Source organism: Aneurinibacillus migulanus (assembly GCF_001274715.1).
Taxonomy (GTDB): Bacteria; Bacillota; Bacilli; order Aneurinibacillales; family Aneurinibacillaceae; genus Aneurinibacillus; species Aneurinibacillus migulanus.
The window spans coordinates 321,037-347,633 of the sequence record NZ_LGUG01000013.1 but is presented as its reverse complement, the minus strand read 5'-3'; the positions used below and the strand labels follow the sequence as shown (position 1 = coordinate 347,633).

Genomic DNA, 26,597 nt, shown 5'->3' with positions numbered 1-26,597 from the left:
ATAAGCAGGGGGAATCCTCTGTCGTGTGAATGTTCCAACATCCCCTGCGGAACCTCCTTCTCCTTGTAATCACTTTTACTAAACAGTAAAATTTTAATGTAGTAAGAGGTTATCTATTTCAAAAGAGTAAGCGCAATTGATATAGGAGGAATGAATCTTGAATTTCACACGTTCTGAAGAACTGTATACGGAAGCATTAGATGTTATCGTCGGAGGGGTAAACAGTCCATCCCGCGCATTTAAAGCGGTAGGTGGCGGCGCACCCGTCACTATGGCAAAAGCGGAAGGTGCCTATTTCTGGGATGTGGATGGCAACAAATACATAGACTATCTGGCAGCGTATGGACCGATTATTACCGGACATGCGCATCCTCACATCACCGAAGCTATCATCAACGCAGCGAAAAACGGCGTATTATACGGTACGCCAACACCATGGGAAACAGTATTCGCCCGCAAAATTCGCGAAGCGATCCCTTCCATGGAAAAAATCCGCTTTAATAACTCCGGCACGGAAGCCGTTATGAGTACCATCCGTGTCGCACGCGCTTATACAGGCCGGAACAAAATCATGAAGTTCGCCGGTTGCTACCACGGCCACTCTGACCTTGTCCTTGTTGCCGCAGGCTCAGGCCCTTCCACTCTCGGAATTCCGGACAGCGCAGGTATCCCGCAATCAATCGCCGACGAGGTCATCACTGTACCGTACAACGATATCGACGCATTCGCTCAGGCAATGGAAAAATGGGGGGATCAAGTAGCCGGTGTACTGGTGGAACCGATTGTAGGTAACTTCGGTATTGTTGCGCCGGAAGAAGGTTTTCTGGAAGAAGTCAACCGCATTACCCACGAGGCCGGAGCATTGGTTATTTATGATGAAGTCATTACAGGCTTCCGTTTTACATACGGTGGAGCCCAAAACCTCCTCGGTATCGAACCGGATTTGACAGCACTCGGCAAAATCATAGGCGGAGGTCTTCCAATCGGCGCATATGGCGGACGCAAGAGCATTATGGAGAAAGTAGCGCCTCTCGGACCAGCATATCAAGCCGGAACACATGCTGGAAATCCATTATCCATGCAAGCGGGTATCGCATGCCTGGAAGTACTGGAACAGCCAGGGGTTTATGAAGAAATGCATAGATTGGGCAAATTGCTTGGCGACGGGCTTAAGCAAGCAGCAGATGAAGCAGGCGTTCCTGTTACCATTAATCGTGTAGTCGGTGCATTAGCCATGTACTTTACCGATCAGCCGGTAAAAAACTATGATGACGCTAATACTGCCGACAGCGAACAATTCGCTCGCTTCTTCCGCGCTATTTTGGAAGAAGGGGTATGTCTTGCTCCTTCCAAATATGAAGCCTGGTTCATTACTACAGCTCATACAGAGGAAGATGTTATTTACACCATTGAAGCAGCAAGAAAATCATTTATTAAAATGCATAAAAACTAATAAATATACAACTTATTTTCGCATAGAGGGTGCAATTCATTATTGCACCCTCTTTTATATAAGCAAATGTTAACAGATTTCAATATGTTTGTCACCTAATATAACATCTATGGAAGTTCTACCTTATTTTTATAAAATCACAGAAAATGCACATTAGCATCCGAACATTATATTAAAAAATAATAAAATCATTCGTTTTAACGTTATTAACTTATATATTCTAAATTGTTACAATTGTTTATCCTTAGTAAATAAAAACGCTTTCATCTGAATAATTAATCATTTTTTATTGTAGGGAAAAGCGATTCATGATATTCTATACTTACTTTTCCGACAGTTCTGTTTTGTTTTTCTTATCGAACTGTTCACAGAATGAACATCATATGTTCATTTTCGTACGGAAACCCGGCCTATACAAAGAGAACGGCCATCGCTTTTCGTGTGAGAGACTACCGTCTATTAGGAGGTGAAGGTCAGTCCAGCTGACCGAGACAATGAAGAGAGCAGATTTCAGTAATTTCCGCAATCACCTGGCAGAAGAACACGATAGCTGTGGCATTATAGCCATCATCGAGAAAAACGGAAAGCCCCATCGTGATAACATATCTAAAATTATCGATGGTCTAGTGAAAATGGAGCACCGTTCTGGCTTCATTGATGGCGAAGGCGATGGATGCGGTATCCTAAGCGACATTCCACGCGATCTTTGGACCAAGAAGCTAGCAGATGCTGGGAAGCCAGCTGAATTGGCGCATTCCCCTTCTTTCGCTGTCGCGCACATTTTCATTCCAACTCGAGGGCAAGAAGTCGAAAGTGTCATGAAAGACATCCGACACATGTTCTCACAGGTAGAGCTTTCCATCGAGCTAGAGCAGAAAAATGCGGTTAACAGCGAAGTCCTTGGCAAGAATGGCCGAGCAGATGAACCTGTATTCTGGCAGCTCGCTTGTAAGTATGACGGAACAGATGTCATTGAAAATGTTTTGTTTGAGCTTTTGATCGCTATCGAGAAGAAGCATCATGTTCATGTCGCCTCTCTGAGCAATCACTCGGCTTCATATAAGGTCATGGGAGCCGCGAACATTCTTCCTGAGTATTTTCAGGACATCCAGGAAGAGGCATTCGCTTCATCCGCTACAATCGGACACAACCGCTATTCCACTAACACGCTGTCTAATTTCTTCCGCGTGCAGCCTTTTACGATTATCGGGCATAACGGGGAGATTAATACTATCCGCAAGCTAGAAGACGAAGGCGACATGCTCAATGTCGACTTAGTGGATGGCGGAAGCGATTCCCAGAATATGAACAGGTCAATCGAAACACTTATCCACCGCTATGGCATGTCCCTATTCGAAGCATTAGAGATGGTCTTCCCTCCGATTATTAATGAGATGAAAAACCTGCGACCTGAATTGCAGGACTTATATGTATACTACCGTCAAACATGGGGCCACTATGCACAGGGGCCAGCAGGTATCGTTTCTCGCTATGCCAATGAGTGCATATTTAGCGTGGACGCACTTGGCCTGCGTCCAGTATGGATGGTTGAAAGCGAAACCTCGCTATATTTCTCCTCTGAACAAGGCGTAATACCGGTATATGAGATGGTAAGCGAACCGAAAGCACTCGCCCCCGGTGAAAAGGTAGGAGTGCAGTTAAGGCCCGGGCAGCCAATAACCATTATTCTGCATCATGAATTGCAAAATCTTGTATTAGAACGCTCCAGCAACCGAGCCGATTTCACTGGCTTCCGAAGCCAACTTCACTTCACGGAAATAAATGCTGCACAAACTCCATACGAAGATGTCGAAGCGTTGAACAATCAGCAATATGCCGCGTATGGTTGGGAACGCGAGCACATACAGTTAGCTGAGCAAATGTCCGTCAACGGCGCCGAACCGATCCGTTCTCTTGGACATGATGCTCCGTTGGCCGCTATTGCAGACGCACGACAAAATATTGCCGATTTTATTAAAGAGAGCGTTGCGGTTGTCACCAATCCAGCGATTGACCGAGAACGCGAGATGGAACACTTCTCTACCCGTGTCGTATTAGGTGGCCGTCCGGAGCTCTTCCCGCAATCGGGCCATCTGACTCCATCGCTCGAACTCCCGTCTCCACTGCTGGTAGAAGGCAAAAGTTTGCAAGATGTAGTCAGCAAATTGAATACTGTATCACTTGAGCAGTTAATGGAGCATTTTGGCTCGGACGCACATGTTCTACCCGTATATTTTACAGATGAAGAATCGCTGCCTGCTGCGCTTAATCGCATTGCACAAAGTACGGTTGATGCTGTAACCAATGGCGCACGTATCCTTCTATTTGATGACAGTTCAGTTCATCAGGAGAGTCGATACTGGATCGATCCACACCTGATTATTTCCAAAGTAGACCGCGCACTAAAAAGGGCAGGAACAAGAGGGAACGGCAATCTGCGGCGCCAGACAAGTATTGTTATCCGCTCCGGTTCGATCCGTAATCTGCATGATTTAGCCATTGCTTTTGGATTGGGCGCAGATGCAGTAGCACCATATCTATTATTTGCGACTGCTTTCTCCAAGGAAGGAGTATCTTCCGTGGAAAACCTGTTCGGTGCACTAAATAAAGGGCTCGAGAAAGTCATCTCCACCATTGGTATCCATGAACTCCGTGGGTATGCAAGGCTCTTCTCCTCCATCGGTCTACGAGAAGAAGTAGCTGAAGTACTCGATATCGTCAATTTCTGCGGCAGTAACAAGGCCGGTACGTCATTTACCGATCTCGAAGCAGATAGCAAGAAACGGTATGAAGAATTTACCGATGAGAAGGCCCGTCCAGCAAAAATCTTCCATATGTGGCCGCGCATCTGGAAATCTATTGGCGAAGTGGCTTCAGGAAGCTTATCCTATGCCGATTTTGCACAAAAACTACTAGAACAAGAGCAGCAAAATCCGCTGTCCATTCGTCATTTAACAGACTTCGATACAACCAAAGCGGATAAAACACTCGCACCGGAGCAAGTAGATATCTCCATCGGCGAGCATAGTCTACCGTTTATGATTTCATCCATGTCATTCGGCTCACAGAATGAGATTGCATTCCGCGCTTATGCCGAAGCGGCAGATCAACTAAATATGCTGAGCTTTAATGGCGAGGGCGGCGAGATTAAGGATATGCTCGGCAAATATCCGAGAACGCGTGGACAGCAAATTGCTTCCGGTCGCTTCGGAGTCAATGTGGAATTAGCGAATTCATCGAACTTACTTGAGATTAAAATCGGTCAGGGTGCTAAGCCGGGTGAAGGCGGTCACTTGCCCGGCAAGAAAGTAACAGCGAAAGTCGCAGCAGCACGGAATGCTACGCTCGGTTCCGATTTGATTTCTCCATCGAATAACCATGATATTTATTCAATTGAGGATTTGGCTCAAATTATTACTGAATTAAAAACAGCTAATAGCGAAGCAAAAGTGTGTGTCAAAGTACCGATTGTACCGAATATTGGTACCATCGCCGTCGGTATTGCCAAGGCAGGCGCAGACTTCATTACCTTGAGTGGATTTGACGGCGGAACAGGGGCAGCGCGTGTTCATGCACTACAACATGTCGGCCTTCCAGTTGAGATTGGCGTAAAAGCAGCGCATACTGCCCTTATCGAAGCTGGGCTCCGTGATAAAGTAGAACTATGGGCTGATGGCGGAGTTAAGAGCGGGCATGACGTAGTAAAAATGATCCTTCTCGGCGCCAACCGGATCGGCTTCGGTACGCTTGCTATGCTGGCGGTCGGCTGTACAACTTGCCGCGGTTGCCACCTGGATACCTGTCATGTAGGTATCGCAACACAAATCGAATCGGTCGAGGAAGCAAAAGAACATGGTCTCCGCCGCTTCGTTCCTCGCGTATTTGATATTGCAGTAGACAATCTCAAGCGTCTATTCACCCAGCTAGGTGAGGAAGTAAAACGCATTAGCGGCGAGCTTGGATTTGAACGTATGCAGGATGCAGTGGGGCGCTCCGACTTGCTTGTACAGGTACGCGGACAAGAACAAATGGATTTGGCATCTCTTCTGACAAGCGCACCGTTCCCGCTGGCCGAACCCATTCACGTTGAATCGAAGGTGCTTGTAGCTGTGGGGGCTGAAGGATATGAAGCTAACGATAATTATTCTTCACCGCATACACCGATTCACGAGACGTTCACCAATGTGCTTGGCGATCAGCGTGTACTGGGTAGCCGTTACTCAGGCGCACGTGTTAAACCTCATCTGGACGGTAGCTACGTTAAACTGCCAGAAGTCTCGCTGACATTCAAAAATGGCTGTGTACCCGGCAACGGACTTGCGGCTTTCAATGCAGAAGGCGTATCCATTCGTGTACACGGTGGCGCGCAGGATGGTGTCGGAAAAACCGGTTTCGGGGGACGTGTAACAATTATGAAGTCTCCAAATGCGCACCGGGAGTTCATTAACGGATCCGTGGGTAAAAGCTTCTGCTACGGTGCTCAGAAGGGTCTATATATCGTACAGGGTAATGCGGATGCGCGTGCCTGTATCCGTTTGTCAGGAGCTGACGTTATTATCGGGGGCGAATTGCAGCAACCGATAAACGATACATTGGGCGGTATCGGTGCACGTGCTAATATTAAAGGCTTTGCCTTTGAATATATGACGAATGGCCGTGCTCTTGTACTAGGCGATCCGGGTCCATGGATTTGTTCCGGCATGACCGGAGGGACCATATATTTACGCCTCCAACCGGAAATGGGACTTGACGAGGAAGCCATGAAACGACGGATTGCCAAAGCAGCAAAGGTTACGCTTGGGCCACTAAACAACAAGGGAAAAGAAGACATCGCTTACCTGCTCGGTGAATATATCACTGAACTCGAAGCAAGTGGTCAACCTGAAAAAGCTCTTCATATTCAGGAGCTGCTGGCTAATGCCGAACAGCACTTCATAATGGTATCGCCAATGAAGGAACAGGCAGATCCATCTATCGCCACAGAATAATTTTTCGCGTATAATTTTCACCTGCAGCTCCCAAATTTGCAGAGTGATTACCATCTATATCAGCAGCCGTCTTCCTCCCAGAGACGGCTGCTTTATTATTGTTGCTTTTTCTGGGAACCGTGGTATTATACAGTAAGCAATAGTACTGTTTGGAGGAATTATGCGCGTTGGAGCACGTATTTTAAAGACAGGGATCGCCCTTATTCTAGCGTTGCTTGTCTGTCACTGGTTTAATCTTCAGCCGCCGCTTTTTGCGGCAATTGCTGCGACACTGAGCATCCAGCCTACAGTGTACCGTACGCTTAAGCATCTGCGAGAACAGATGGAAGCCAACTTTATCGGTGCCGCCCTGGGTGTAACAGCAACGTATTTTCTCGGTGCCGATCCGATAATCGTCGGTATAGTCGTTATGCTAGTAATCATGATTAATCTTCGTCTTAAATTGGAGAACAGCCTTGTCTTGAGCTTAGTCACGGTTATCGCCGTTATGGAGACGTCAACCGGCAATTATTTATACTTTGCAGGGAACCGTTTCCTGCTAACCGTTATCGGGGTATTCTCGGCCGCATTAGTTAATGCCTTATTTATCCCGCCACGTTATGAGCAAAAGCTATTTGACGAGATTTCGAAAACCGGAGAGAAATTCTCTGTGCTTATGCGTACGCTTATCCATAATGAAATGGAAGAGAAAGTCTTCCGTGAAGAGAAAGAAAAAATCAAATCTAACTTCAAGACAATCGAACAATTATATGATTTGTATACAGAAGAGATAACAAAGCTACGCAAAGTCACTTACTCTAGCCAGAAAAAGCTAGTGCTTTTTAAGCAGATGATTTCCGTGCTATATAAAGAAATGGATATGCTGCGTACCTTTGAGCGCCATATCTATTCTTCATTCAAGCCCGGACACTATCTTTTCCCGCTAATTCAAAGCCAACTGGAAGCCTTAACGGAATACCATAAAAATATTTTACTGACCTATAACGGGATTCTGAAAACAAGGGATGATTGGCACCTTCCGGAGGAAATCTTGCAAGAGAACAACCGGCTATTACATGAGTTCTTAACGTTGTATCCTGAAGTAAAAAATACACCGCAGGAAGAAGATGATGGACAATGGCGTCACCTCTTCCCAGTCGTAGCAGAAATTCTTGAATACGCCAATCAGCTTGAACGCTTAAGCAAACTGGTGCATACATTTCATACTCATCAAGGTGAAGATGAATAAAACCTATTGACATACTGTCAATTCCAAACTATCATTAAACACAGACAATTTTATTTCTTCTTATCGCGAGAAGGCTGAGGGACTGGCCCGATGAAGCCCGGCAACCTGCTTTTACCGTATACGACGGAAAGAAAGGTGCTAATTCCTGCAGAATGGTTATTTCATTCTGAAAGATAAGATCGTGAAGTTCCTGTTTGTGAACGTACCGCTCTCTTTCTTTCAGAAAGGGAGCTTTTTTGTTTTCCAGGAAAGGATGAAGAGACAATGAGTGAATTTATTACTGTCAGTTATCTAACCACAGCAAAAGATTTATATAAAAAAGCCGAGAGCATCGCCGTAGGTATGACCGTCGGTAGTTGGACCGACCTACCGCTCGCCCGGCAGGAAATGCTGGCCCCGTATCTGGGCAAAGTCGGTAACGTAACTATTACCGAAGAAAAAGACGGCCTTCAACAGGGCATCATCTCAATCCAGTACCCTGTCGGAAATATCACACCAGATATTCCTTCACTACTCACTACGGTATTCGGCAAGCTATCCATGGATGGAAAAATCAAGCTGGTGGACATTGACGTCCCTCCCTCCCTTCTTGCACAGTTTCCCGGACCGAAGTTTGGTATTGCCGGCATCAGAGAACGACTCGGGGTTCATGATCGACCGCTGCTAATGAGTATCTTTAAGTCCTGTCTTGGACTTCCGCTGGATGAATTGGAAGCTCAATTTGCGGCGCAGGTGGAAGGCGGCGTAGATTTAGTAAAAGACGATGAAATTTTCTTCGTAGACGATAAAGCTCCGTTGGCAGAACGACTCGGTGCTTATAACCGTATCATCGAAGCATCTGGCCGACCTGTACTATACGCAGCCAACTTGACCGGCCCAGTACATCAACTGGTCGACAAAGCAAAATACGCAATTGACCAAGGAGCTACTTGCCTGCTGCTGAATGTCCTGCCATACGGTTTCGATATTCTACACCGGCTGGCTGCCGATCCCGATATCAATGTACCATTGATGGCGCATCCAGCAATGGCAGGGGCTTTCTACGCAGCGGATGAATATGGCATTTCCTCTCCGCTTTTGCTCGGCAAGCTGATGCGCCTGGCGGGTGCAGATATGATTTTGTATCCATCACCGTACGGCTCAGTAGCTTTGAACCATACAGAAGCACTGACGGTTGCCGAGCATGCCCGTGTATCTAACGGCGCACACAAGCCGGCTTTTCCAGTGCCGTCTGCCGGGATTCATCCAGGATTGGTCACCCAGCTGTATCAAGACTTCGGCACAGATGTTATTGTAAATGCCGGCGGCGGAGTACACGGTCATCCGAACGGTGCTGCCGACGGCGCACGGGCATTCCGTGCCGCCATTGATGCGGTGGTAAAGGGCCAAACGCTTACCAAAGGCGCACAAACAAGCAAGCCTCTGGCTCTGGCGCTTGAGAAATGGGGCGGTGCATAATATGAGTAAACAAATCGTTATCTTTTGTGACTTCGATGGCACGATTACCGAAAAAGACAATATCATTGACATCATGCGTACGTTCGTACCTGAAGAACAATGGAAACCGATTGTAGATGATATTTTCGCCAAAAAAACAAGCCTGCGTACAGGCGTATATGCCTTGTTTCAGCTTATACCAAGCATACGCCGGAAAGAAGTCACCGACTTTGTATTGAATCGGGCCCGTATTCGTGAAGGGTTCGGCGATTTTGTCAACTACTGCCACGAACAGAATATTCAATTACTTGTAACAAGCAATGGTATTGATTTTTTCATCCATCCGATTCTTGCGCCATACGCAGAGAAAATCAATAGGATTTACTGCAACCAAAGCGACTTTTCCGGAGAGAATGTTGAGATTATTTATCCTCGTCCGTGTGATGAGCATTGTGATGTAGACTGCGGAATGTGTAAAACAACTATTATCCGCGGTTACGATAGCAACCGTTATTTCAAAATCGTTATCGGTGATAGCATCACCGACCTTGAAGGTGCAAAAATCGCCGATGCAGTCATCGCCCGTGACTATCTCGCAGATACATGTGAAGAACTTGGTATTGACTATCAGGCTTTTGCGAATTTCCATGATTGCATTGAAGCATTAGCTACTTTTATCACTCGAACGGAGGTAACCCAATGAGCGCATACACTCATGAAGTCCGTCAACAAGTCTTTCAACAACTAGATCAGGTGAAATTAGCGTTTGCAGCCAGGGATTGGTTCCCTGGCACAAGCGGTAACCTGTCTATTAAAATCAGTTCCAAGCCTTTGCTTGTTGCAGTAACGGCAAGCGGCAAGGACAAAACCGTTTGCACGCCTTACGACTATCTGGTAGTAGACGAGAACAGCAATCCATACGAGGCAACATCGCTGAAACCTTCGGCAGAAACACAAATTCATACAGCCATCTACCGTAACATTCCGGAAACAGGAGCCGTGTTTCACGTTCATACCATTCCGAATAATATAGTATCCGAATTATACAGCAATCAGGGTTATGTAACATTGCGCAATCAAGAACTTATCAAAGGTCTCGGCATCTGGGAAGAAAACGCGGAAATCCGGATACCCATTGTCGAGAATTTCGCCGATATTCCCCGACTGGCGCTAGCGGTTGAGAAAGTACTAGACCCTCGTATCCCTGGCGTATTAATCCGTAATCATGGTATTTATGCATGGGGCCGTAACAACTTTGAAGCAAAGCGCCATCTTGAAGCATTTGAATTCCTGTTTGGATATCACCTGCAATGGCTGCAAGTTCAACAATTTGCCGGACATATTGCAGGACAGCAACAAACACTCACATATCGAGCTGCAGGACAGCTATAATTACCATAAATATAGAACGAATATTCGAAAGAGAGGGAAAATAAAATGGCTTACATTACTTTTTTGGATACAAAAAAACAAATTGTGAAAGGAAACGAGGTAAAAGATTTCTTAAATAGTCAAGATGTTATATATGAAAAATGGGGTGTTGAACGACTTGAGGGCAATCTAAAAGAAAACTATTCTCTGTCTGATGCAGAAAAACAGCAAATCATCGACTCCTTCCGTACCGAAATCGACGAACTAAGCGCACGCCGCGGTTATGAGACTGAAGATATTATCGTATTGTCCGATGCTACGCCAAATCTCGATGCATTGCTCGATAAATTCAAGGAAGAGCATCATCATACGGATGATGAAGTTCGCTTCTGCGTAGACGGACATGGCATCTTCACTTTAAAAGGAAACGACGGACGCTATTTCGATGTCGTAATGGAGCCGGGTGATCTGATTTCTGTACCTGCCTATACCCGTCACTGGTTCACATTGTGCGAAGATCGCAAAATCAAATGCATTCGTATCTTTGTGACACCAGCTGGATGGGAAGCAATTTACGAAGAGAACACAGCCTCCGCAAATTAATCAATATACAGCATCTTATCTACTACCACAAGACCATGTTGATTCACCAAGTCAGATATAAAAAAGGAACAGTGCTTCAAATACTGTTCCTTTTTATCCTACATACTAATAGTTCCGCCAGCATTTTCGCGGCGGTTTTAACTTCATCTATTAAGTTCGGTTTCCGTCAATTCTGTGTCATCCAAATTTTGTACAGTAAACAGCTTATAGTATGCCCCATGCCTATTCATCAGCTCATGATGTGTACCTTCTTCTTTAATCCGGCCATCTTCAATTAGCACGATTTTATCCGCATGCGTAATGGTGGAAAGACGATGCGCGACGATAAATGTCGTCCGATTATGCGCGAGTCGCTCAAGCGACTGCTGAATTAAATGCTCAGATTCTAAATCAAGCGCCGATGTTGCCTCATCAAGTATCAGAATGCTGGGATTTTTCAGGAATACGCGAGCAATGGCAATCCGCTGTTTCTGTCCACCAGATAGTTTTACTCCCCGCTCTCCGATTTCCGTATCATAGCCATTTGTCAATTCCATAATGAAATCGTGGGCATTGGCCGCTTTTGCCGCTTCGATTACTTCTTCCTGACTCGCTTCCGGGTTTCCCATAAGGATATTTTCTCTAATGGAATCACTAAACAGAATATTATCCTGAAGTACCATCCCAATCTGACTACGCAAGCTTCTCATCGTTACATCACGCACATCGTACCCATCAATACAGATGCTACCCTCGCGTACATCATAGAAGCGCGGGATTAGACTGATTAAAGAAGATTTCCCACCGCCACTAGCCCCGACGAGCGCCACTGTTTTACCTGGTTCGACAGTAAGTGTAATTCCTTTCAATACATCTTCTCCCTCGGTGAGATAACGGAAATGCACCCCTTCGAATGTGACACGACCTGCGATCGGCGGCAATTCGTGTGCACCCGGCTTGTCGTTAACATCGTATTTCTCATCCATAAACTCGAATACACGATCCATCGAGGCGAACGCCTGCGTAAGCGTAGTAGATGAATTGACCAGACGACGCAGAGGTGCATACAACCGATCTAGGTATGCATAGAATGCGACCAGCGAACCAACCGACAAGCTTCCCTGGATAACCTGATAACCGGCCACCGCAATCACCAACAGTGGTGCCACATCCGTAATCGTATTAACCGCGGCGAATGTTTTAGCGTTCCAGCTCGTATGCTCTAGCGCACGTGACAGAAAATTCTTATTACGCTCATCAAACTGTCCTTGTTCGTGTTCTTCAAGCGCAAAGCTTTTGATAACGGGGACACCCTGTACACGCTCATGAAGGTGCGCCTGAAGTGTCGCCAGCGCTTGGGAACGTACCCGTGTCAGATGGCGTAGCCTAGAATAGAAGTATTTCACCGAGAATCCGTATAAAGGGAACATACAGATGGACACAAGCGTCAGCCATCCATCCATCGAAAACATAATACCGAGCGCAATCAAAAGTGTTACCAAATCAAGCCATACATTCATCAATCCAGTGTCTACAAAACTCTTCGTCTGTTCGACATCATTGATGACACGCGAAATAACTTCTCCTGCGCGATGATTATGAAAATAACGAAGCGATAGCCTTTGGATGTGGTCGAAAGCCCGGTTTCGTATATCATACAGTACGGTATTAGACACTGATTGGGCCAGGTACTGCCGCCAATACTCAATAGGCCAGCGTACGACTGTAAACAAAAGAAGAACACCGCCCATCATATACAGCAAGCTTTGTATCTTCTCGTCCGCTGTTGCGTTCGATTCCAACAGAATATCGTCCACCACATACTTCAACAACAACGGCATAATCAACGGAATACCGAACTTGAAAATACCTATAACGATCGTCAGAGCAATCTTCTTCCAATACGGCTTAACAAAGATAAGATATCTCCGTATGCTGCCCAATCGCTCAGCCCCTTTCTATGCCTCTTGCGGCTGAATAAAAAACTCCCTTTCATCACGAAAAGGAGTCTCATGGATTTCGTAAATGCAGATACCGCTCGTACCAACGATCGACAAAACCGGGATGGAAGGGTCCTCTTCTCTCTTGAATCCAGGTGACGACTTCCTGTACTCCCTTATACACCATATCGATTACATCTTGAGGATATTGCATTCGCCGGCTATGCAGCGCGAACTCTTCTTTATCCAGGATGGTATAACTCATATCCGGATAGACCTTCACATCAAGGTCGTAGTCTATGTACGTGACCAAATCATTACGCAAAGAAAACGGCGAGCCGATATTGCAGTAGTAATAAACTCCATCTGTTCGAATCATTGCAATCGTATTAAACCACTGTCCGCGGCCAAACGTACATATCGCTGGTTCGCGCGTTCGCCACTCCCGTCCGTCCGATTCGGTAACTCGGACGTTATCGTTTCCGCCAATGAGAACCGCATCACTCAAATGAAGCATCAGCGTTTTGTCCCATGAGCGGTGAAACGATTGATCATGCTTATAACTTTCGATGCGAAGCGGGGTTCCGGGTGACGTCATCACGCTCTCCTTCCTTCTCATATAATGTATACGAACACTCCTTCACGCTTATTTTCCCCTTTTTAGCGCAAAAGAAGCAAGCGCCTCTTATTCTGTATCCGTATTAGGTGTTAACTTCTTAGATAATGTAATATATTCCTTCACTTCATATCCAAGCAAGCTATAGAAAGGAAGGACCTTCTTATTATCTTGATTTACCATAATAAATACTCTCGTGACGCCTCTTTCTTTAAAACGCTTCTCAAGCGCTTCCACCAGCTTGCGACCGATGCCCATGCCCTGCAGCCCCGGATTAACTGCCAACCGGTAAAAGTAACCGCGTGTTCCATCAATAGTTCCTACGATAACTCCGGCTACTTCTCCCTCATGCTCTGCAATCATAACGAGATCGCTATCCCAGGCCAATTGTTTAGCCAGTGCGTCGAGCGTCTCTGTTTCTGTCTGTTCCAATCCTGTTTCCTGCCAGATGCGTGTGATGTGTACATAATCTCCCAAACGAAACGACCGTATTAACACGCCAACGTCCTCCCTGCTTTTCGTCTACTTTTTATTTTACACTACCCAATGGTAAATGTCGCTATTAATCAGAAAACGAAACGTGCAGAAAAAGAAAAACCTGCCCGAATCAAGCAGGTTTCCAGCATTATTATCAGCCTTTTAGCAATTGTTTCCACTGCTGATACATCGTCTGAACAGCTTTTTCTTTCTCTCCGATAATAACGCTCCGCTCCGAAATAAGTTCTTCTACTCGGAGAATTGCCTGGTCTACAGTGTCAAGGGAAAAAGCATCGATGGTATCTTCCTGAAGAAGGACGGCGCGACGGTCAGTCAAATCCATTTTCATCCACTGGTACGCGGCGAGAATCTGGCGCTCCTGCTGCAGGCTATCGTCCATTTCCGCTTCCCAAGTCAACACTTCTTCAAGAGGATACATAACTGATTGCCCCTTCCTTTTTAGTTTTATCTACTATTTATATTCATTTTTTTCCAAAGTAATCCTTTTTTTATTTTCCTAATTTTGTGTATTTTTTATGACAAGATATATTTGCTCACGTAGCTTAAATGCTGTTTCCCCTCTTTTTGCATATGCGTTTAAAAACCATGTATTGCGGTAAAAGTAAGAAAAGCTTGCAGGCAACGCTTGACACACACCTCGCTCGTTTTTCAAGTAATACAATCGGAGGAAAGGGGGTGAAGGATACATATGTATGTAGGTCGTAAGCTAGACGAATTGAGCGATATGCCGATAGCAGAGTGGGAGATGAAGGAATTGTTATACCATCATGATATGATGAGCGAAATGGCACCTTTCTTAAATACTCAGGGTATAAGCTACCATCATAAAATTATCGAAGAAGTAGAGAAACGAGGCGGCGTACCAAGCGATGAGGGAGCCTGGGATCATAGCTCTCGTATTATCTATGATTGATAATTCAGCAACAATACTCCTGGAAAACCTAATTACTATACTTTTTTATCTGTTTTGTATTGAATTATGCTCTCAGTAAGATATAATTAATTTTGGAAGTATATCCGTGTACAACCATAAAGGAGGAGTTACATTATGGCAAAATTTGAATTACCAGCTCTACCTTATTCTTTCGATGCGCTCGAACCGCACATCGATGCACAAACGATGGAAATCCATCATGACAGACACCATGCAACATACGTAAACAACTTGAACGCAGCACTTGAAGGCCAAGCAGATCTAGCTGGCAAAAGCATTGAAGACTTAATGCGTAACATCAATAGCGTACCGGAAAACATCCGTACAGCCGTACGTAACAACGGCGGTGGTCACTACAACCACAGCCTGTTCTGGGAAATCATGAGCCCTAATGGTGGCGGAGAGCCGACAGGCGATATCGCGGCTGCTATTAATGAAGCATTCGGCAGCTTCGATAAGCTGAAAGAAGAATTTGCAAAAGCAGCTGCTACTCGTTTCGGAAGCGGTTGGGCTTGGGTTATCGTTGAAAACGGCAAACTGGCAATCACCAGCACACCGAACCAAGACAACCCGTTAATGGAAGGTAAAACTCCAGTTCTCGGCCTGGATGTATGGGAGCATGCTTACTACTTGAAATATCAAAACAAGCGCCCGGATTACATCTCCGCTTGGTGGAACACTGTAAACTGGGATGCAGTAAACAAGCGCTTTAACGAAGCGAAGTAATGGACAAATAAACGTCTAGATGAAGCCGGCTTTCCATAGAAAGTCGGCTTTCTTACATTTTTGTTTTTTGCAATCTTCCATTTTGGGAAACGTAAGGGTATAAGATGATAAAAGGAGGCGGATATGCATGAATATCGCAGCAGTTGCTGCCGAGCAGAGGCGGTATATACAACGTGTATTCTCCTGGATGTTTGTTGGATTACTGATGACAGCGGTCGTAGCGTACCTGCTTAGCCGCAACGAGAATGTACTAACTTATTTCAGTGAACACCCTTACGCATTCTTTGGAATTCTCATCGCAGAGCTGATCATGGTATTTTACCTGTCAGCCCGCGTGCACAAGCTATCGGTTACAAGTGCCACGCTGTTATTTTTCATTTATGCAGCGCTGAATGGCATCACTTTTTCTCTTCTGTTCGCTCTGTACACATCAAGCTCTATCGTACTTACCTTTCTTATTACAGCAGGTATGTTTGGCACATTAGCCGTGTACGGTTATGTAACAAAACGGGATTTATCACGAATGGGTTCTATCCTTTTTATGGCGCTGATTGGCCTCATTCTCGCTACACTGGTCAATTTTTTTCTTCATAGCAGCACACTATACTGGATTACTACCTACGTGGGTGTTATCGTATTCTCCGGCTTGACCGCATACGATATGCAAAGAATTAAAGAAGCGAACATCATTGGAAACGAAGGGACAGGCGAGGAAACAAAAGAGGCAATTATCGGTGCGCTTATTCTCTATCTTGATTTCATCAATTTATTCCTCTATCTTTTACGTATTTTCGGCAATCGGGACTAGTACCTCTTCAAAAGAAAAAGAGGAGATGCTACAGGCGCCTCCTCTTTTTTCTACTGTTCTTTTTTTCGCTCATTTCTTTCCCTTGCATAATGCTTCAATTCTTCGAACAAATCATCACTTGAATAGCTCTCCTCATCGAAAAAGACTCCATAAAAGTAGCGGGAGTCCTCCTGGCGTTTCCATACCATACTACCACGCACCGCAAACGGCTGAGCATTAATGCCAAAGTGCAGTTCGATCTGCATACGTTCTTTCTGGAACGGAAGAGCAAGCGGCGTAGACACTTTAGCTCCTCGAAGGCTGATATCATGGATTATAACCACACCCGGCTTGCTGCTCACATATTGTTCCCCGACTTTAACAATATTGAATGTACCCGGAAGTCCTTCCGGAAATTCAAGACGAAAGCCTTCTTTCCGTTTGTACTCCACTCCCACCCTCTCCTTTCTCTCTGCCTTATCTGATTGGCTATAACAAACTCTGCTGGAAGCCTTCACGCAGTGCGTCAACGATTTTCTTATGAGAGACCGAAAATGGATAATTCTCCATCTCATCTATGGTAACCCATAACATTCGGGCTTTCGCTGCTGCCTCTCCTTGTCCTTCTTCCTTTCCTTTATAGCCGCACATATAGGTGTGCAGATTCCACTGTAAATGTGAGAATACGTGACTGTGTTCCATTACTAAGTCCTGTGGTACGCATTTGACACCGAATGTTCTGTACATATACACGCTAATCTTTTCCCTCGCTTCAGCCTCTTCCTGACATTCCGCGTTCGGAAACTCCCACAGATTAGCCAGAAGTCCACTCTCTGGTCGCTTATGAATGAGCCAGCGTCCGTCTTCGCGCCGCACGAGCGCCACTCCTCGCTCTTCCACTCTTCCTTGTTTTGCCTTCTTCTTAACAGGCAACGTTTCCTGTATACCTTGCTCGCGGGCGCGGCAGTGTGAGGCAACCGGACAGGAGCCGCAGCGTGGAGAGCGCGGAATACAAATAAGTGCCCCTAACTCCATTAATGCTTGATTAAAAAATGAAGGATTACGATGTGCGATAATGCGCCGTACAACCGCCTCAAATACTTTTCTCGTGCTTACTTTCGCAATATCTTCTTCGATAAGGAAAATACGTGACAGTACACGCATTACGTTGCCGTCCACCGCAGGCTCCGGCAGACCGTATGCAATGCTTAAAATCGCTCCCGCGGTATAAGGACCTACACCTTTCAGTGCATGTACATCTTCCGGCGTGTCTGGCACAGTGCCACCGTACCTTTCCTTCACCTCTTTTACTGCACTATGCAAATTACGGGCGCGAGAATAGTACCCTAATCCTTCCCAATATTTATAAACCTCCTCCAATTCTGCATCAGCCAACTTTTCGACTGTCGGGAACCGTTCCATAAATCGTTCATAATATGGGATTACAGTATCTACTCTGGTCTGCTGGAGCATAATCTCCGAAACCCAAACCCGGTATGCATCACGGCTCTGCCGCCATGGTAAGTCCCGCTGCTGCCGCTCAAACCAGTACAACAAATCATTTTGAAAGGCTTCAATAGCAAAAGATCCGATGATATCCTGCTGCTCCTGTTGCTTTCTTGCCATGAATTATTCTTCACTCCCGTTCATATCAATTGGTGAGAACGCCCACATATGTAACTTTTCTGTGCCGCCTTGAATGCAATCGTTGATGCTCTGCCAAAACTCTCCTATTGCTGCCTTTTCTTCACATCGTTTCCGTTTTATTTTTCGATAGGCCTCTATTGTCGGAACATGAAACATTTCGACAAACAATCCGGGTTGATCTACGCCTTCGTGTACGATAAAATCATCAACACCGATATGGTTCATGGCTGTCGCTATGTCTTTAACTTTGTGCAGGTACTCGTCCCGCATCTCGGGTTTCACTTTATATTCGGCAAACACCTGAATGCTGTGCATTGCTCATCCCTCACTTTGTTATCGTTTTGTAATAGTTAGGGCAAAACTTTGAACATCTGATAAAAAAAAGCGGATATTATGTAAAATAGCTAAACATTTCACAGGTTTTCCTTTATAATAAATCATATCAACTTGCATTGCACTATTTGCTAATATCGCTGTAAAGCAATGCATTAAAAAAAAGGCTTTTTCAGCCAACTATAGGAATTGGAGGAATTCATTCTTGGATACAGGTACCCACATTGCTATGGGTTTTGGTCTTGCAGGTCTTGCGTATTTGGATCCGGCTGTGTCCGCTCATCCTGAACTCGCCAGTGCCGTACTACTTGGCACACTAATTGGCTCTCAGGCTCCCGACTTTGATACGGTGCTGAAGTTTCGGGGCAATGCTACGTACATCCGTAATCACCGTGGAAGGTCCCACTCCATTCCGGCAATTCTTATCTGGACAGCACTTATCAGCGGAGGAATTTACGCTTTCTTCCCTAGTGTCTCCTACCTGCATTTGCTGTTGTGGACACTGCTCGCTGTAGTCGTCCATGTGTCCATCGACTTGTTTAATTCGTATGGTACACAGGCGGCCCGTCCCTTCTCGAAGCGATGGATTTCGCTTAATGTGATTAACATTTTTGACCCATTTATTATGGGCATTCATATTATCGGCTTTTTATTCTGGGCCGCTGGCTTTGCCCCCGGCCATGTATTTAGTGCTGTCTACGCCGTGATGATAACGTACATCATCCAGCGAGTGATAGTATACAACAAACTGGTCAATATGGTAAAAGCCGATTTGGGAGAAGAAGGCCATTATATTCTGCTTCCAACAATTCGCTGGACACGCTGGGGTATTGTTGCAGAAACTCCGGATGCTTCGTATGTAGGGGAATTACGCAACAAGCATATCATATGGCATGACACCTTCTACAAGAAGGAGCATAATGAAGTCATCGAAAGAGCGCAGCAGGATGAGAAAGTGCAGGCATTCCTTTCTTTCACCCGCTATCCGCATGTATATACGAAAAAGCGGGAGTTTGGACACGAAGTACGCTGGATCGACCTGCGCTACCGTACCAAGACCCATTATGCATTTGTCGCGATTGTCCACCTGGATGAGCAGTTAAACGTAATTGACTCTTATACAGGCTGGGAATACCGCGAGCATAAAATGGAAAGTAAAGTTCTAGTACCGGAACTGGTGCTGGAGAAGTCATAGGTAAATGAAGAAAGCCGAACGATTCAATCGATCGTTCGGCTTTCTTTTATGTGCAAGTAAGCAAAAAAGCTGAGTCCAGTCAATCTGTCCACAGCTTTTATTACAGGGGATATATCCCTTGGCATTATTTCTTCTTCTTGCCCGGTTTCGCGCTTTGCATTCTCCGGCTCATTTGATTCAGTTGCTTCTGGTTCAGATTCATCCCCATCGAGCGTGCGATTTGTTGCAATTGCTTCTCATCCATCTGCATATTAGACATCTGGTTTTTCAGATACCATACACCGATGGCGAAGCCGCCGACCAATCCAAGAATCAGCGTCAGGATTGGGGTAATGTAAGTCCACATAATGCTCGTCCCTTCCACTCTTAATTTTCAGGCAATCACATGATATTTTACTTTGCTTACTTCATCTTGTCAAAGTATTGTTGCCTTTTTACGGAGTGAAGAAATGCTGAGTATAGTACGTTCCGTATACCCCGACGCCTAATTTTTTAAACGCAGGATTAAGCATACTCTTTCTGTGACCGGCACTGTTCATCCAGCCGAATACAGCCTCGATCGGATCGGGATAACCCATAGCAATATTTTCAGCGGCCAGCGTATATTTGATTTTCTGCTCCGCCATCAAATCAAATGGTGATTTGCCGCTATAGGTCGTATGTGAGAAATACTTATGATCATTCATATCTTTACTATGCTTATAAGCGGAAGCAGCCGCCTGATCGCTCCATGTAAGTGCTGGCGCCTTTTTCTTGGCTCGCTCAACATTGGTAAGCCATAGCACCTGCTTAGCAGCATTTTGATTGACGGTTGCTGCCTGTGTTGGATAGGAAGGAATGTTCGGTTTTCTTACGTATTGGTACGTATAGCTAAAATACTTCTTATGAACGATCTCATTCGGATTAACGATGCGCAGTCCCAGCAATTTCTTATTATCAAGCGTATCGTAATAGGCGATAACCGCCTGTGCACCGGACTTATATAGTACTTTTTCCGAACCGTCGTTCTGGAAAATGAATGTTGCGCCAAACAGCTCCCATTGCGGTTTTGCTGTATATTTCAGCTTTTTCTCCACTTCACTGCGTATCATGCCAACTTTGGCCCCTTCATACTGTGCTGTAGGATCGCTTGAAAACAGTTCGATAACTTGTCCATCGCGGAATCCAACCCACTGTTTGTCATACACCCACCATGTAGTCTGATTTGCCCCCGTATAGGAAACCTTGGCGGTGCCAAGCTTATTCTTTACAGTATCCGAGCGATCGCCAATACTGACTTTAAAGTTATCGATTACGCTGCCCGTTTTAGTGGGAGGTGGCGATTGTCTCGCGCTTAGATTCGGTTTTTGGCCAAGCCAAACAGAGCGTGTTTTATGATCATATCCTACCTGTTTGCCAAGCTTTTCTCCTATATAACGTAACGGGACATAAGTCGTTCCTTCATATGTAATGGACTTTGGAACAGAAGTACCGTTGTTTTTATACGTTTTCGAATCGCTTGTATCCTTTTTCCCGTCGAAATAATATGTAACAGGATAAAAATAGGCCGAGATGGTCTCCTTAAAGTCATCGGCTTTACCCGCTCCAGTCCACATCCCTATCGTAAACGCAGCGGACAACGCCAGCGCCAAAGATGCAAGTTTGCCTGCTGTTTTCACATGGCAACAACTCCTTGAAGTTTGAATTGAGAAAAAAAGCGCCCCTAACCGTGTCTTTAGGTCAGTGAACGCTTCTTCTCAATAAATGGTACCATCCGGCTTTTTTATTGTCTATACTCCAATGAACGCAAATTTGTCTATATTATGCACGTTGATAGTCCCTTGCAAAATCAACTGCTGCTTTTTGTGCTCTTTCTTCGGCAGCAGCAAAGATTTCTTCAGCTTTATCCGGTGCCGCAGCAATACCTTCCACAAAAATATGTTCATAATCATTAATGCCGATAAAGGCCATAATGCTGCGCAGATATTTATCTGTAAATTCGAAGGCTGTTGCCGGACCTTCGGAATAAACGCCGCCACGTCCCTGAATATGCATCACACGTTTGCCTGACAGCAGTCCCATTGGACCTTGTTCAGTATATTTAAATGTTTTACCGGCAATGACAATATTGTCAATATATGCTTTCAGCATCGGCGGGTAGCTTAGATTCCACATCGGAGTTACAAAAACAATTTTATCTGCGGATATGAACTGATCAAGTAGTTCTGTCATACGTCCAAGAACGCGTGACTCTTCCTCATTCAGATTTTCGTTTTGTGCGACTTTACCCCATGCGCCAAGAACAAGAGCGTCAATGAGTGGAATATCTTCCTTGTACAGATCTAAATGCTCAATCGTATCATTCGGGCTGTGTTGTTTGTATTCTTTCAGAAAGCTTTCACCAAGTCTCAGGCTGAACGATAACTCTACTGGTTTCGGGTTTACAGTTACATACAGAACTTTTGCCATTATAATCTCTCCTTACTATTTGCTGATTCACTTTCAACTAAACAAATTATACTTTATTATTTTTAGTAAGTAAAGTATTTTTTTGCGAAACCTCTCCCTAAATCGTCTAACCTGTACCCCGTTATAGTTTACCCGTTTTGTTAAAAGACAAATTAACTACATTTCACACCCATTGATTATCCATAGATGGATACTAAGGTGTTGATTGTTCAGAGAGGAAAAGACCACCACAACGGGACACAAACAAGGCCTTTCGTCTCCCTTCCCGAGCGCATGCCCCGGCCAGGCGAAAGAGGACAGCAACTGTCTCCCTCTTCGCGTCTACCCAGATGTTTTGCTGTCCCGTCTGGCTAAGGCAAAAAGCGGCCCTCTATGGCTTCCATGCGGGAGACGAACCGACGCCCGTTTGGGGCACGGTGTGGTGGCTATCTACTCTAGATCGTACTGAATAATCAACACCCTTGGTTACATTTATCTTCTCTGGAGCACCCGGATTTCACGCCAGCGACCGAAGCGATAATAAGCCCCCGCAAATAGCGCACTAATAATGAAGCTTGCCCCCATACCATATGCGATTCCCTGATCCCCTATCCATTCGGAGAACAAAGCAGTCAGCGGATAACGCAGCACCCAGAAAGAGATGAAGTTCAGTATCAAAATCTGCATCATCCCTCCGGCTCCCCGAATAATGCCATTCAATACAAAGTTAATGCCAAGAAATGGGTAAAAGAAGCAAACTGTAGTAAGGTACATCGTACCGAAAGCAATTGAGTTCGGATTATCGACGAACAAACTGAGCAGCCAGGGCGCTGATATATACACCAGCACCGCAATCGCAAGCGATAAACCAACAATGAGCGTGATGCCGCTGCGTGCAATGCCGCTAACCCTCTCCCATTTACCAGCCCCAATATTTTGGCCGGCCATGCTGTTAATTGCAGAACCAAGCGTAACAATCGGCAGCATAATCAAGTTATCCATACGCTGTGAAGCTCCGAAACCGGCAACTACATCTTCACCGAATGTATTAACGACACTCATGATAGCCATCATTCCGCCTGAGATTACCATCATCTGCAATCCAGCTGGAATCCCTAGCCTGAAAATCGTTATCGCATACATCTTTGAGGGAATATGCGGACGCATGAATGGAATTTTCCCCTTCCGCTGCGTATATATCAGCGCATATATAAAGGAGAAGCCCTGGGACAGAACCGTCGCAACCGCCGCACCGACTACACCCATATCGAAATAAGCGATAAACAGCGGATCAAGTACAGCGTTTAGGATGACAGCTATAAATACAAAGCGAATTGGGGTTCGACTATCTCCAAGTGCCCTCAGCACCGTTCCAATGAAGTTATAGCCGAACAGGAATACAATCCCTATAAAATTCACCTGAAGATACTGTGTAGCCAGTTCGTGAATAGCCGCAGGTGTTTGAATCAGCGTTAAAATATACGGCGATAGAAAATAGCCTACAATACCGATACCTACAGATAGCAAAGCAAATACGACTACAAATGCATTCAGCGATTCCTTCATTCCGTCTTCATCGCGCGCTCCTCTGCGCTGTGCGAGAATCGTCAGCGTTGCCCCATTCATCCCGATGATAAAAGAAAGCATCGTAAATACAATGGTCGCTGATACCGATACAGAAGCTAGGGCATCAGAACCAAGCAAGTTACCTACCCATAGACTATCGATGAACTGGTATGACGTTTGAAGCACATTGGTCAAAAAAATAGGTAAGGAAAAGGCGATCATCTGTCGCATAATATTTCCTTCCGTAAAATCAACATTTCGTGAGGCCATGGATTCCCTTCTCTCTCCCTTCAGGTATCCATCATATCATTAATATTGTTTTATAAGGAGGTCTCCAATGCGCTACATCATACTGGTAAAATACAGGCTATGAATCGTATCCAGCTTATACACCATATAAAAAGCACGGTTCCTGTGAACCGTGCTTTCTTAATAAGAAGGGTCATAAGCATAAGGCCAATGATTAACAAAGACGTGGATCTTCAAGCAAACGCTGCAATTCTTCCTTATGACGCGTCTCATCTGCAATCATGTCCTCGAGCTGTACCTTCAGTGCAATCTCGCCTACAGCATCCGCTTGTTCCAAACGTTGCTTATAACGCTCAATGGTCTCCGTTTCGGCCTTAAGCGCTTGCTCCAGCATTGCTTTCACCTCTTTTGGCTGCTCTACAGGTGCGGGTTTTACAACAGGGATGCCACCCAGCATGGAGATTTTCTCAGCAAGATAGGACGCATGTCCAAGCTCGTCGGGAACCTCCTGCTCGAAGAAAGGCTTCAAGACCTGGCGACTCAAGCCGGAAACAGTCGCCGCATTGTACGTATACATAATGACTGATGCATACTCATTTGCTAAATCTTCGTTTAATCCGTCGATTAGTGTTTTCACAGCCTGATCCATTCTACTCATCTCCTGTTACTTGATTTCACTTTTCGTTTCATTATATTCTTACCCTGTTTCACTAAAATGAAAAACAAATAAACTTTATATTCTCTTTTTGTCACAAAACTTTGGAGCGCGGTGTCTATATAAATAGAAGGACATCCCGACACGCTTTTACGAACGTAATATATGCATGGCTGAGAAAGGAGGAGAGGAAATGGAGGTCCGTATCGCTTTGACTGAAGAGAAAAACCATGCTTTGGCGCATGCAGATAACTTTCAGGAACTTTTCAAAACGTACTATCCGTATGTAGTTCGCCAAATCATACGCATCGTGCGGGAGAAATCGGTCGCCGAGGACATCGCTCAGGAAGTTTTCCTGAAATTATATAATTCCGACCGCAATGCAATCCAGAATATTCCGGCATGGCTATCAAAGGCTTCGATTCATGCCGCTTATAATTATCTGCGCTCTACCAACCGTCGCCTAATCCGTGATGAGAAAGCGAGCGAAGAACATACTGCCTACAGCCCTTCTTCCGAAGAAAATTGGCTAAAGCAGGAAGATATACAAGCAGTACGCAAGGTACTGACCGAAATGGACAAAAGAGATCGCACGCTGCTGATGATGAAATACTCCGGCTTCGACTATAAGGAACTGGCGCATGCGGTTCAGGTGGAAAGTTCGTCTGTAGGAACACTCTTATCCCGCGCCAAAACGAAATTCCGCACCATGTATAAACAATTGAGGGGGTATCAAGAATGAAATGTCCTAATGAAGGATTTCTACAAGCATACCTGGATGGAGAAATAAATCGCGAAGCTAGAAAAAGCTTTGCCTCTCATCTCGAACATTGTGCGGAATGTCGCGCAAGGACGGAGGGGGCAAAAAAACTGGAACAATGGACCGAGCTCGCACTCGCGGAATCCTTGCCGGAATCCCCCTTGACAGATGCAGAGATCAATACAGAAGCAGCATGGAAACGATTCGAGCAACGATTGCATACGGATGACACCATATTAATTAATAAGAAAGCAGGGAAGACAATGAAAAAACCTTATAAAAAATGGATAACAGGCACAGCCGCGGCAGCCGTTCTACTCGGCTCACTCGCCATTCCACAGGTACAGGCAGCAGCCAATAGCTTCCTATCTATCTTCCGCGTCGAACAAGTAGAGATGGTCAAGCTTACTCAATCGGATTTGCAGGAGATTGAGAGCTGGCTTGCTAACGGAGAAGACGGGATGAAAGAAATCAAGGGCATCGGTAAAGTATGGGTAGAGGACAAAGCTTCAAATCAAGAGCCCCAACACTTCCGAACAGCAGAAGAAGCACAAAAAGCCGGCTATCAGGTTCCTTCGATACCGGAAAACTATCGTTTTGAAGACGTTAATATCTCTCCTGCGTTTACGATACATGCCCAGCTTGATACCGATAAAGCGAATGCATTATTGAAACAAGTCAAAGCTGAAACTCGCTTCGATGAGAATTTGAACAATAAACCGTTCTCCATCAAAGTTCCGGATACGAAGCATTATCAGTTTACAGCTGAAACCAGCGAGGCCGAACGTTCTTCTGCTCAAATCTTCTATACAGTAACAGGAACACCTGAAATCCAGGTTCCAGAAAGCGTGGATTTAAATGAAGTCCGTCAGACAGTTCTCTCGCTGCCGTTCATCCCGCAGAATGTGAAGCAGCAGCTTGCAGGCATCGAAGATTGGCAACGTACCCTGCCGATTCCGTATGTAGCGGATGACAAAAATAAAGTACGCGAAATAACAATACAGGGCGTGAAAGGATTCGCTTACGAAACGGAACATCAGACGTTCCTCGTCTGGCAGAAAGATGGGAAAATACATCACCTCGTAGCATATGACAGCAAAACCAAGAAGAATACCGACGACCTTATCGCACTCGCTAATCAGATAAAATAGAGGAAAGACAAAGAGCGGCTCCCCTGCATGGGAGGGGCTCTCTTTGCGTTATGT

General features: G+C 45.3%; 26 protein-coding genes and 1 riboswitch. Of the genes, 13 read left to right on the top strand and 13 right to left on the bottom strand.

The features are described from left to right. Positions 1-157 precede the first annotated feature (157 nt). The 7 genes from AF333_RS30935 (at position 158) to AF333_RS30905 (ending at position 11,080) form a co-directional block, all read left to right on the top strand. Entirely contained in the window at positions 158-1,453 is a 1,296-nt protein-coding gene (locus AF333_RS30935; RefSeq protein ID WP_043065817.1) for a glutamate-1-semialdehyde 2,1-aminomutase, read from the top strand. Between the two features lie 494 nt (positions 1,454-1,947). Then, positions 1,948-6,441: a glutamate synthase-related protein gene (locus AF333_RS30930; RefSeq protein ID WP_043065816.1), complete on the top strand. Its 4,494-nt coding sequence runs from the start codon at positions 1,948-1,950 to the stop codon at positions 6,439-6,441. A 160-nt stretch (positions 6,442-6,601) separates the two neighbouring features. Then, a complete protein-coding gene (locus AF333_RS30925; protein ID WP_043065815.1) occupies positions 6,602-7,669 on the top strand; it encodes an FUSC family protein in 1,068 nt (355 codons plus the stop codon). Positions 7,670-7,726: 57 nt separating this feature from the next. Beyond that, positions 7,727-7,849, top strand: a riboswitch (SAM riboswitch). Positions 7,850-7,933: 84 nt separating this feature from the next. Then, positions 7,934-9,127: a 2,3-diketo-5-methylthiopentyl-1-phosphate enolase gene (locus tag AF333_RS30920; RefSeq protein ID WP_043065814.1), complete on the top strand. Its 1,194-nt coding sequence runs from the start codon at positions 7,934-7,936 to the stop codon at positions 9,125-9,127. A gap of 1 nt (position 9,128) precedes the next feature. Next, positions 9,129-9,809 carry an MtnX-like HAD-IB family phosphatase gene (locus AF333_RS30915; protein WP_043065813.1) on the top strand — a complete coding sequence of 227 codons (681 nt, stop codon included), beginning with the start codon at positions 9,129-9,131 and terminating at the stop codon, positions 9,807-9,809. Beyond that, a complete protein-coding gene (locus AF333_RS30910; RefSeq protein ID WP_043065812.1) occupies positions 9,806-10,498 on the top strand; it encodes a methylthioribulose 1-phosphate dehydratase in 693 nt (230 codons plus the stop codon). Before AF333_RS30915 ends, AF333_RS30910 begins: the two co-directional genes overlap by 4 nt. 45 nt (positions 10,499-10,543) lie before the next feature. Next, positions 10,544-11,080 carry a 1,2-dihydroxy-3-keto-5-methylthiopentene dioxygenase gene (locus AF333_RS30905; RefSeq protein ID WP_043065811.1) on the top strand — a complete coding sequence of 179 codons (537 nt, stop codon included), beginning with the start codon at positions 10,544-10,546 and terminating at the stop codon, positions 11,078-11,080. 143 nt (positions 11,081-11,223) lie between these two features. Here the strand turns inward: AF333_RS30905 and AF333_RS30900 are convergent, their stop codons facing one another. The 4 genes from AF333_RS30900 to AF333_RS30885 all read right to left on the bottom strand — a co-directional run bounded on the left by AF333_RS30900 (position 11,224) and on the right by AF333_RS30885 (position 14,531). Further along, positions 11,224-13,002, bottom strand: coding sequence for an ABC transporter ATP-binding protein (locus tag AF333_RS30900; RefSeq protein ID WP_043065810.1), 1,779 nt, complete (start codon positions 13,000-13,002; stop codon positions 11,224-11,226). A gap of 67 nt (positions 13,003-13,069) precedes the next feature. Then, a complete protein-coding gene (locus tag AF333_RS30895) occupies positions 13,070-13,600 on the bottom strand; it encodes a DUF402 domain-containing protein (RefSeq protein WP_407638707.1) in 531 nt (176 codons plus the stop codon). Between the two features lie 84 nt (positions 13,601-13,684). Continuing rightward, positions 13,685-14,113, bottom strand: a complete 429-nt coding sequence (locus AF333_RS30890) for a GNAT family N-acetyltransferase (RefSeq protein ID WP_043065808.1) — start codon at positions 14,111-14,113, stop codon at positions 13,685-13,687. Positions 14,114-14,246: 133 nt separating this feature from the next. Next, complete coding sequence (locus AF333_RS30885) at positions 14,247-14,531, bottom strand: hypothetical protein (protein WP_043065807.1); 285 nt, start codon at positions 14,529-14,531, stop codon at positions 14,247-14,249. 270 nt (positions 14,532-14,801) lie between these two features. Here AF333_RS30885 and AF333_RS30880 point away from each other — a divergent pair, with 270 nt between their 5' ends. From AF333_RS30880 to AF333_RS30870, 3 genes are all read left to right on the top strand, one after another. Continuing rightward, the gene (locus tag AF333_RS30880; protein ID WP_043065806.1) at positions 14,802-15,026 is read left to right on the top strand and encodes a hypothetical protein; all 225 of its coding nucleotides are present in this window, start codon (positions 14,802-14,804) and stop codon (positions 15,024-15,026) included. Between the two features lie 135 nt (positions 15,027-15,161). Beyond that, positions 15,162-15,773, top strand: coding sequence for a superoxide dismutase (locus AF333_RS30875; protein WP_043065805.1), 612 nt, complete (start codon positions 15,162-15,164; stop codon positions 15,771-15,773). Positions 15,774-15,900: 127 nt separating this feature from the next. Continuing rightward, entirely contained in the window at positions 15,901-16,581 is a 681-nt protein-coding gene (locus AF333_RS30870; RefSeq protein ID WP_043065804.1) for a Bax inhibitor-1/YccA family protein, read from the top strand. Between the two features lie 50 nt (positions 16,582-16,631). On the opposite strand, the gene AF333_RS30865 is transcribed toward AF333_RS30870, so the two are convergent. Genes AF333_RS30865 through AF333_RS36595 form a run of 4 tightly spaced genes read right to left on the bottom strand, consistent with a single transcriptional unit; the run spans position 16,632 to position 18,720 of the window. Beyond that, the gene (locus AF333_RS30865) at positions 16,632-17,012 is read right to left on the bottom strand and encodes a PilZ domain-containing protein (RefSeq protein WP_052812041.1); all 381 of its coding nucleotides are present in this window, start codon (positions 17,010-17,012) and stop codon (positions 16,632-16,634) included. A gap of 37 nt (positions 17,013-17,049) precedes the next feature. Further along, complete coding sequence (gene mutY, locus AF333_RS30860) at positions 17,050-18,186, bottom strand: A/G-specific adenine glycosylase (protein WP_043065803.1); 1,137 nt, start codon at positions 18,184-18,186, stop codon at positions 17,050-17,052. Between the two features lie 3 nt (positions 18,187-18,189). Beyond that, entirely contained in the window at positions 18,190-18,522 is a 333-nt protein-coding gene (locus AF333_RS30855) for an MFS transporter (protein WP_043065802.1), read from the bottom strand. 18 nt (positions 18,523-18,540) lie between these two features. Continuing rightward, positions 18,541-18,720, bottom strand: a complete 180-nt coding sequence (locus AF333_RS36595; protein ID WP_235497074.1) for a hypothetical protein — start codon at positions 18,718-18,720, stop codon at positions 18,541-18,543. 25 nt (positions 18,721-18,745) lie between these two features. Here AF333_RS36595 and AF333_RS30850 point away from each other — a divergent pair, with 25 nt between their 5' ends. Beyond that, a complete protein-coding gene (locus AF333_RS30850; RefSeq protein WP_043065801.1) occupies positions 18,746-19,735 on the top strand; it encodes a metal-dependent hydrolase in 990 nt (329 codons plus the stop codon). Between the two features lie 124 nt (positions 19,736-19,859). On the opposite strand, the gene AF333_RS30845 is transcribed toward AF333_RS30850, so the two are convergent. From AF333_RS30845 to AF333_RS30825, 5 genes are all read right to left on the bottom strand, one after another. Continuing rightward, positions 19,860-20,081 (bottom strand): YneF family protein, encoded by a 222-nt coding sequence (locus AF333_RS30845; RefSeq protein ID WP_139188922.1) that lies wholly within the window; start codon positions 20,079-20,081, stop codon positions 19,860-19,862. A gap of 88 nt (positions 20,082-20,169) precedes the next feature. Further along, a complete protein-coding gene (locus AF333_RS30840; protein WP_043065800.1) occupies positions 20,170-21,393 on the bottom strand; it encodes a CAP domain-containing protein in 1,224 nt (407 codons plus the stop codon). A 142-nt stretch (positions 21,394-21,535) separates the two neighbouring features. Next, on the bottom strand, positions 21,536-22,183 hold the full coding sequence (locus AF333_RS30835) for an FMN-dependent NADH-azoreductase (protein ID WP_043065799.1): 648 nt from the start codon (positions 22,181-22,183) through the stop codon (positions 21,536-21,538). Positions 22,184-22,654: 471 nt separating this feature from the next. Then, on the bottom strand, positions 22,655-23,998 hold the full coding sequence (locus AF333_RS30830) for an MATE family efflux transporter (protein WP_043065798.1): 1,344 nt from the start codon (positions 23,996-23,998) through the stop codon (positions 22,655-22,657). A gap of 193 nt (positions 23,999-24,191) precedes the next feature. Next, on the bottom strand, positions 24,192-24,626 hold the full coding sequence (locus AF333_RS30825; protein WP_043065797.1) for a ferritin-like domain-containing protein: 435 nt from the start codon (positions 24,624-24,626) through the stop codon (positions 24,192-24,194). Between the two features lie 199 nt (positions 24,627-24,825). On the opposite strand from AF333_RS30825, the gene AF333_RS30820 reads away from it, so the two are divergent. Further along, positions 24,826-25,374, top strand: coding sequence for an RNA polymerase sigma factor SigX (locus tag AF333_RS30820; protein ID WP_043065796.1), 549 nt, complete (start codon positions 24,826-24,828; stop codon positions 25,372-25,374). Continuing rightward, positions 25,371-26,543: a zf-HC2 domain-containing protein gene (locus AF333_RS30815; protein ID WP_043065795.1), complete on the top strand. Its 1,173-nt coding sequence runs from the start codon at positions 25,371-25,373 to the stop codon at positions 26,541-26,543. Before AF333_RS30820 ends, AF333_RS30815 begins: the two co-directional genes overlap by 4 nt. The last annotated feature ends 54 nt before the right edge of the window (positions 26,544-26,597 follow it).

Bases quoted from the DNA above. Each gene is read 5' to 3' on its own strand.
- AF333_RS30820 (WP_043065796.1), top strand. From the start codon at position 24,826: ATGGAGGTCCGTATCGCTTTGACTGAAGAGAAAAACCATGCTTTGGCG.
- AF333_RS30825 (WP_043065797.1), bottom strand. From the start codon at position 24,626: ATGGATCAGGCTGTGAAAACACTAATCGACGGATTAAACGAAGATTTA.
- AF333_RS30830 (WP_043065798.1), bottom strand. From the start codon at position 23,998: ATGGCCTCACGAAATGTTGATTTTACGGAAGGAAATATTATGCGACAG.
- AF333_RS30870 (WP_043065804.1), top strand. From the start codon at position 15,901: ATGAATATCGCAGCAGTTGCTGCCGAGCAGAGGCGGTATATACAACGT.
- AF333_RS30835 (WP_043065799.1), bottom strand. From the start codon at position 22,183: ATGGCAAAAGTTCTGTATGTAACTGTAAACCCGAAACCAGTAGAGTTA.
- AF333_RS30920 (WP_043065814.1), top strand. From the start codon at position 7,934: ATGAGTGAATTTATTACTGTCAGTTATCTAACCACAGCAAAAGATTTA.
- AF333_RS30815 (WP_043065795.1), top strand. From the start codon at position 25,371: ATGAAATGTCCTAATGAAGGATTTCTACAAGCATACCTGGATGGAGAA.
- AF333_RS30855 (WP_043065802.1), bottom strand. From the start codon at position 18,522: ATGCACAGCATTCAGGTGTTTGCCGAATATAAAGTGAAACCCGAGATG.
- AF333_RS30845 (WP_139188922.1), bottom strand. From the start codon at position 20,081: ATGTGGACTTACATTACCCCAATCCTGACGCTGATTCTTGGATTGGTC.
- AF333_RS30880 (WP_043065806.1), top strand. From the start codon at position 14,802: ATGTATGTAGGTCGTAAGCTAGACGAATTGAGCGATATGCCGATAGCA.
- AF333_RS30885 (WP_043065807.1), bottom strand. From the start codon at position 14,531: ATGTATCCTCTTGAAGAAGTGTTGACTTGGGAAGCGGAAATGGACGAT.
- AF333_RS30910 (WP_043065812.1), top strand. From the start codon at position 9,806: ATGAGCGCATACACTCATGAAGTCCGTCAACAAGTCTTTCAACAACTA.
- mutY (WP_043065803.1), bottom strand. From the start codon at position 18,186: ATGGCAAGAAAGCAACAGGAGCAGCAGGATATCATCGGATCTTTTGCT.
- AF333_RS30875 (WP_043065805.1), top strand. From the start codon at position 15,162: ATGGCAAAATTTGAATTACCAGCTCTACCTTATTCTTTCGATGCGCTC.
- AF333_RS30905 (WP_043065811.1), top strand. From the start codon at position 10,544: ATGGCTTACATTACTTTTTTGGATACAAAAAAACAAATTGTGAAAGGA.
- AF333_RS30915 (WP_043065813.1), top strand. From the start codon at position 9,129: ATGAGTAAACAAATCGTTATCTTTTGTGACTTCGATGGCACGATTACC.
- AF333_RS30925 (WP_043065815.1), top strand. From the start codon at position 6,602: ATGCGCGTTGGAGCACGTATTTTAAAGACAGGGATCGCCCTTATTCTA.
- AF333_RS30930 (WP_043065816.1), top strand. From the start codon at position 1,948: ATGAAGAGAGCAGATTTCAGTAATTTCCGCAATCACCTGGCAGAAGAA.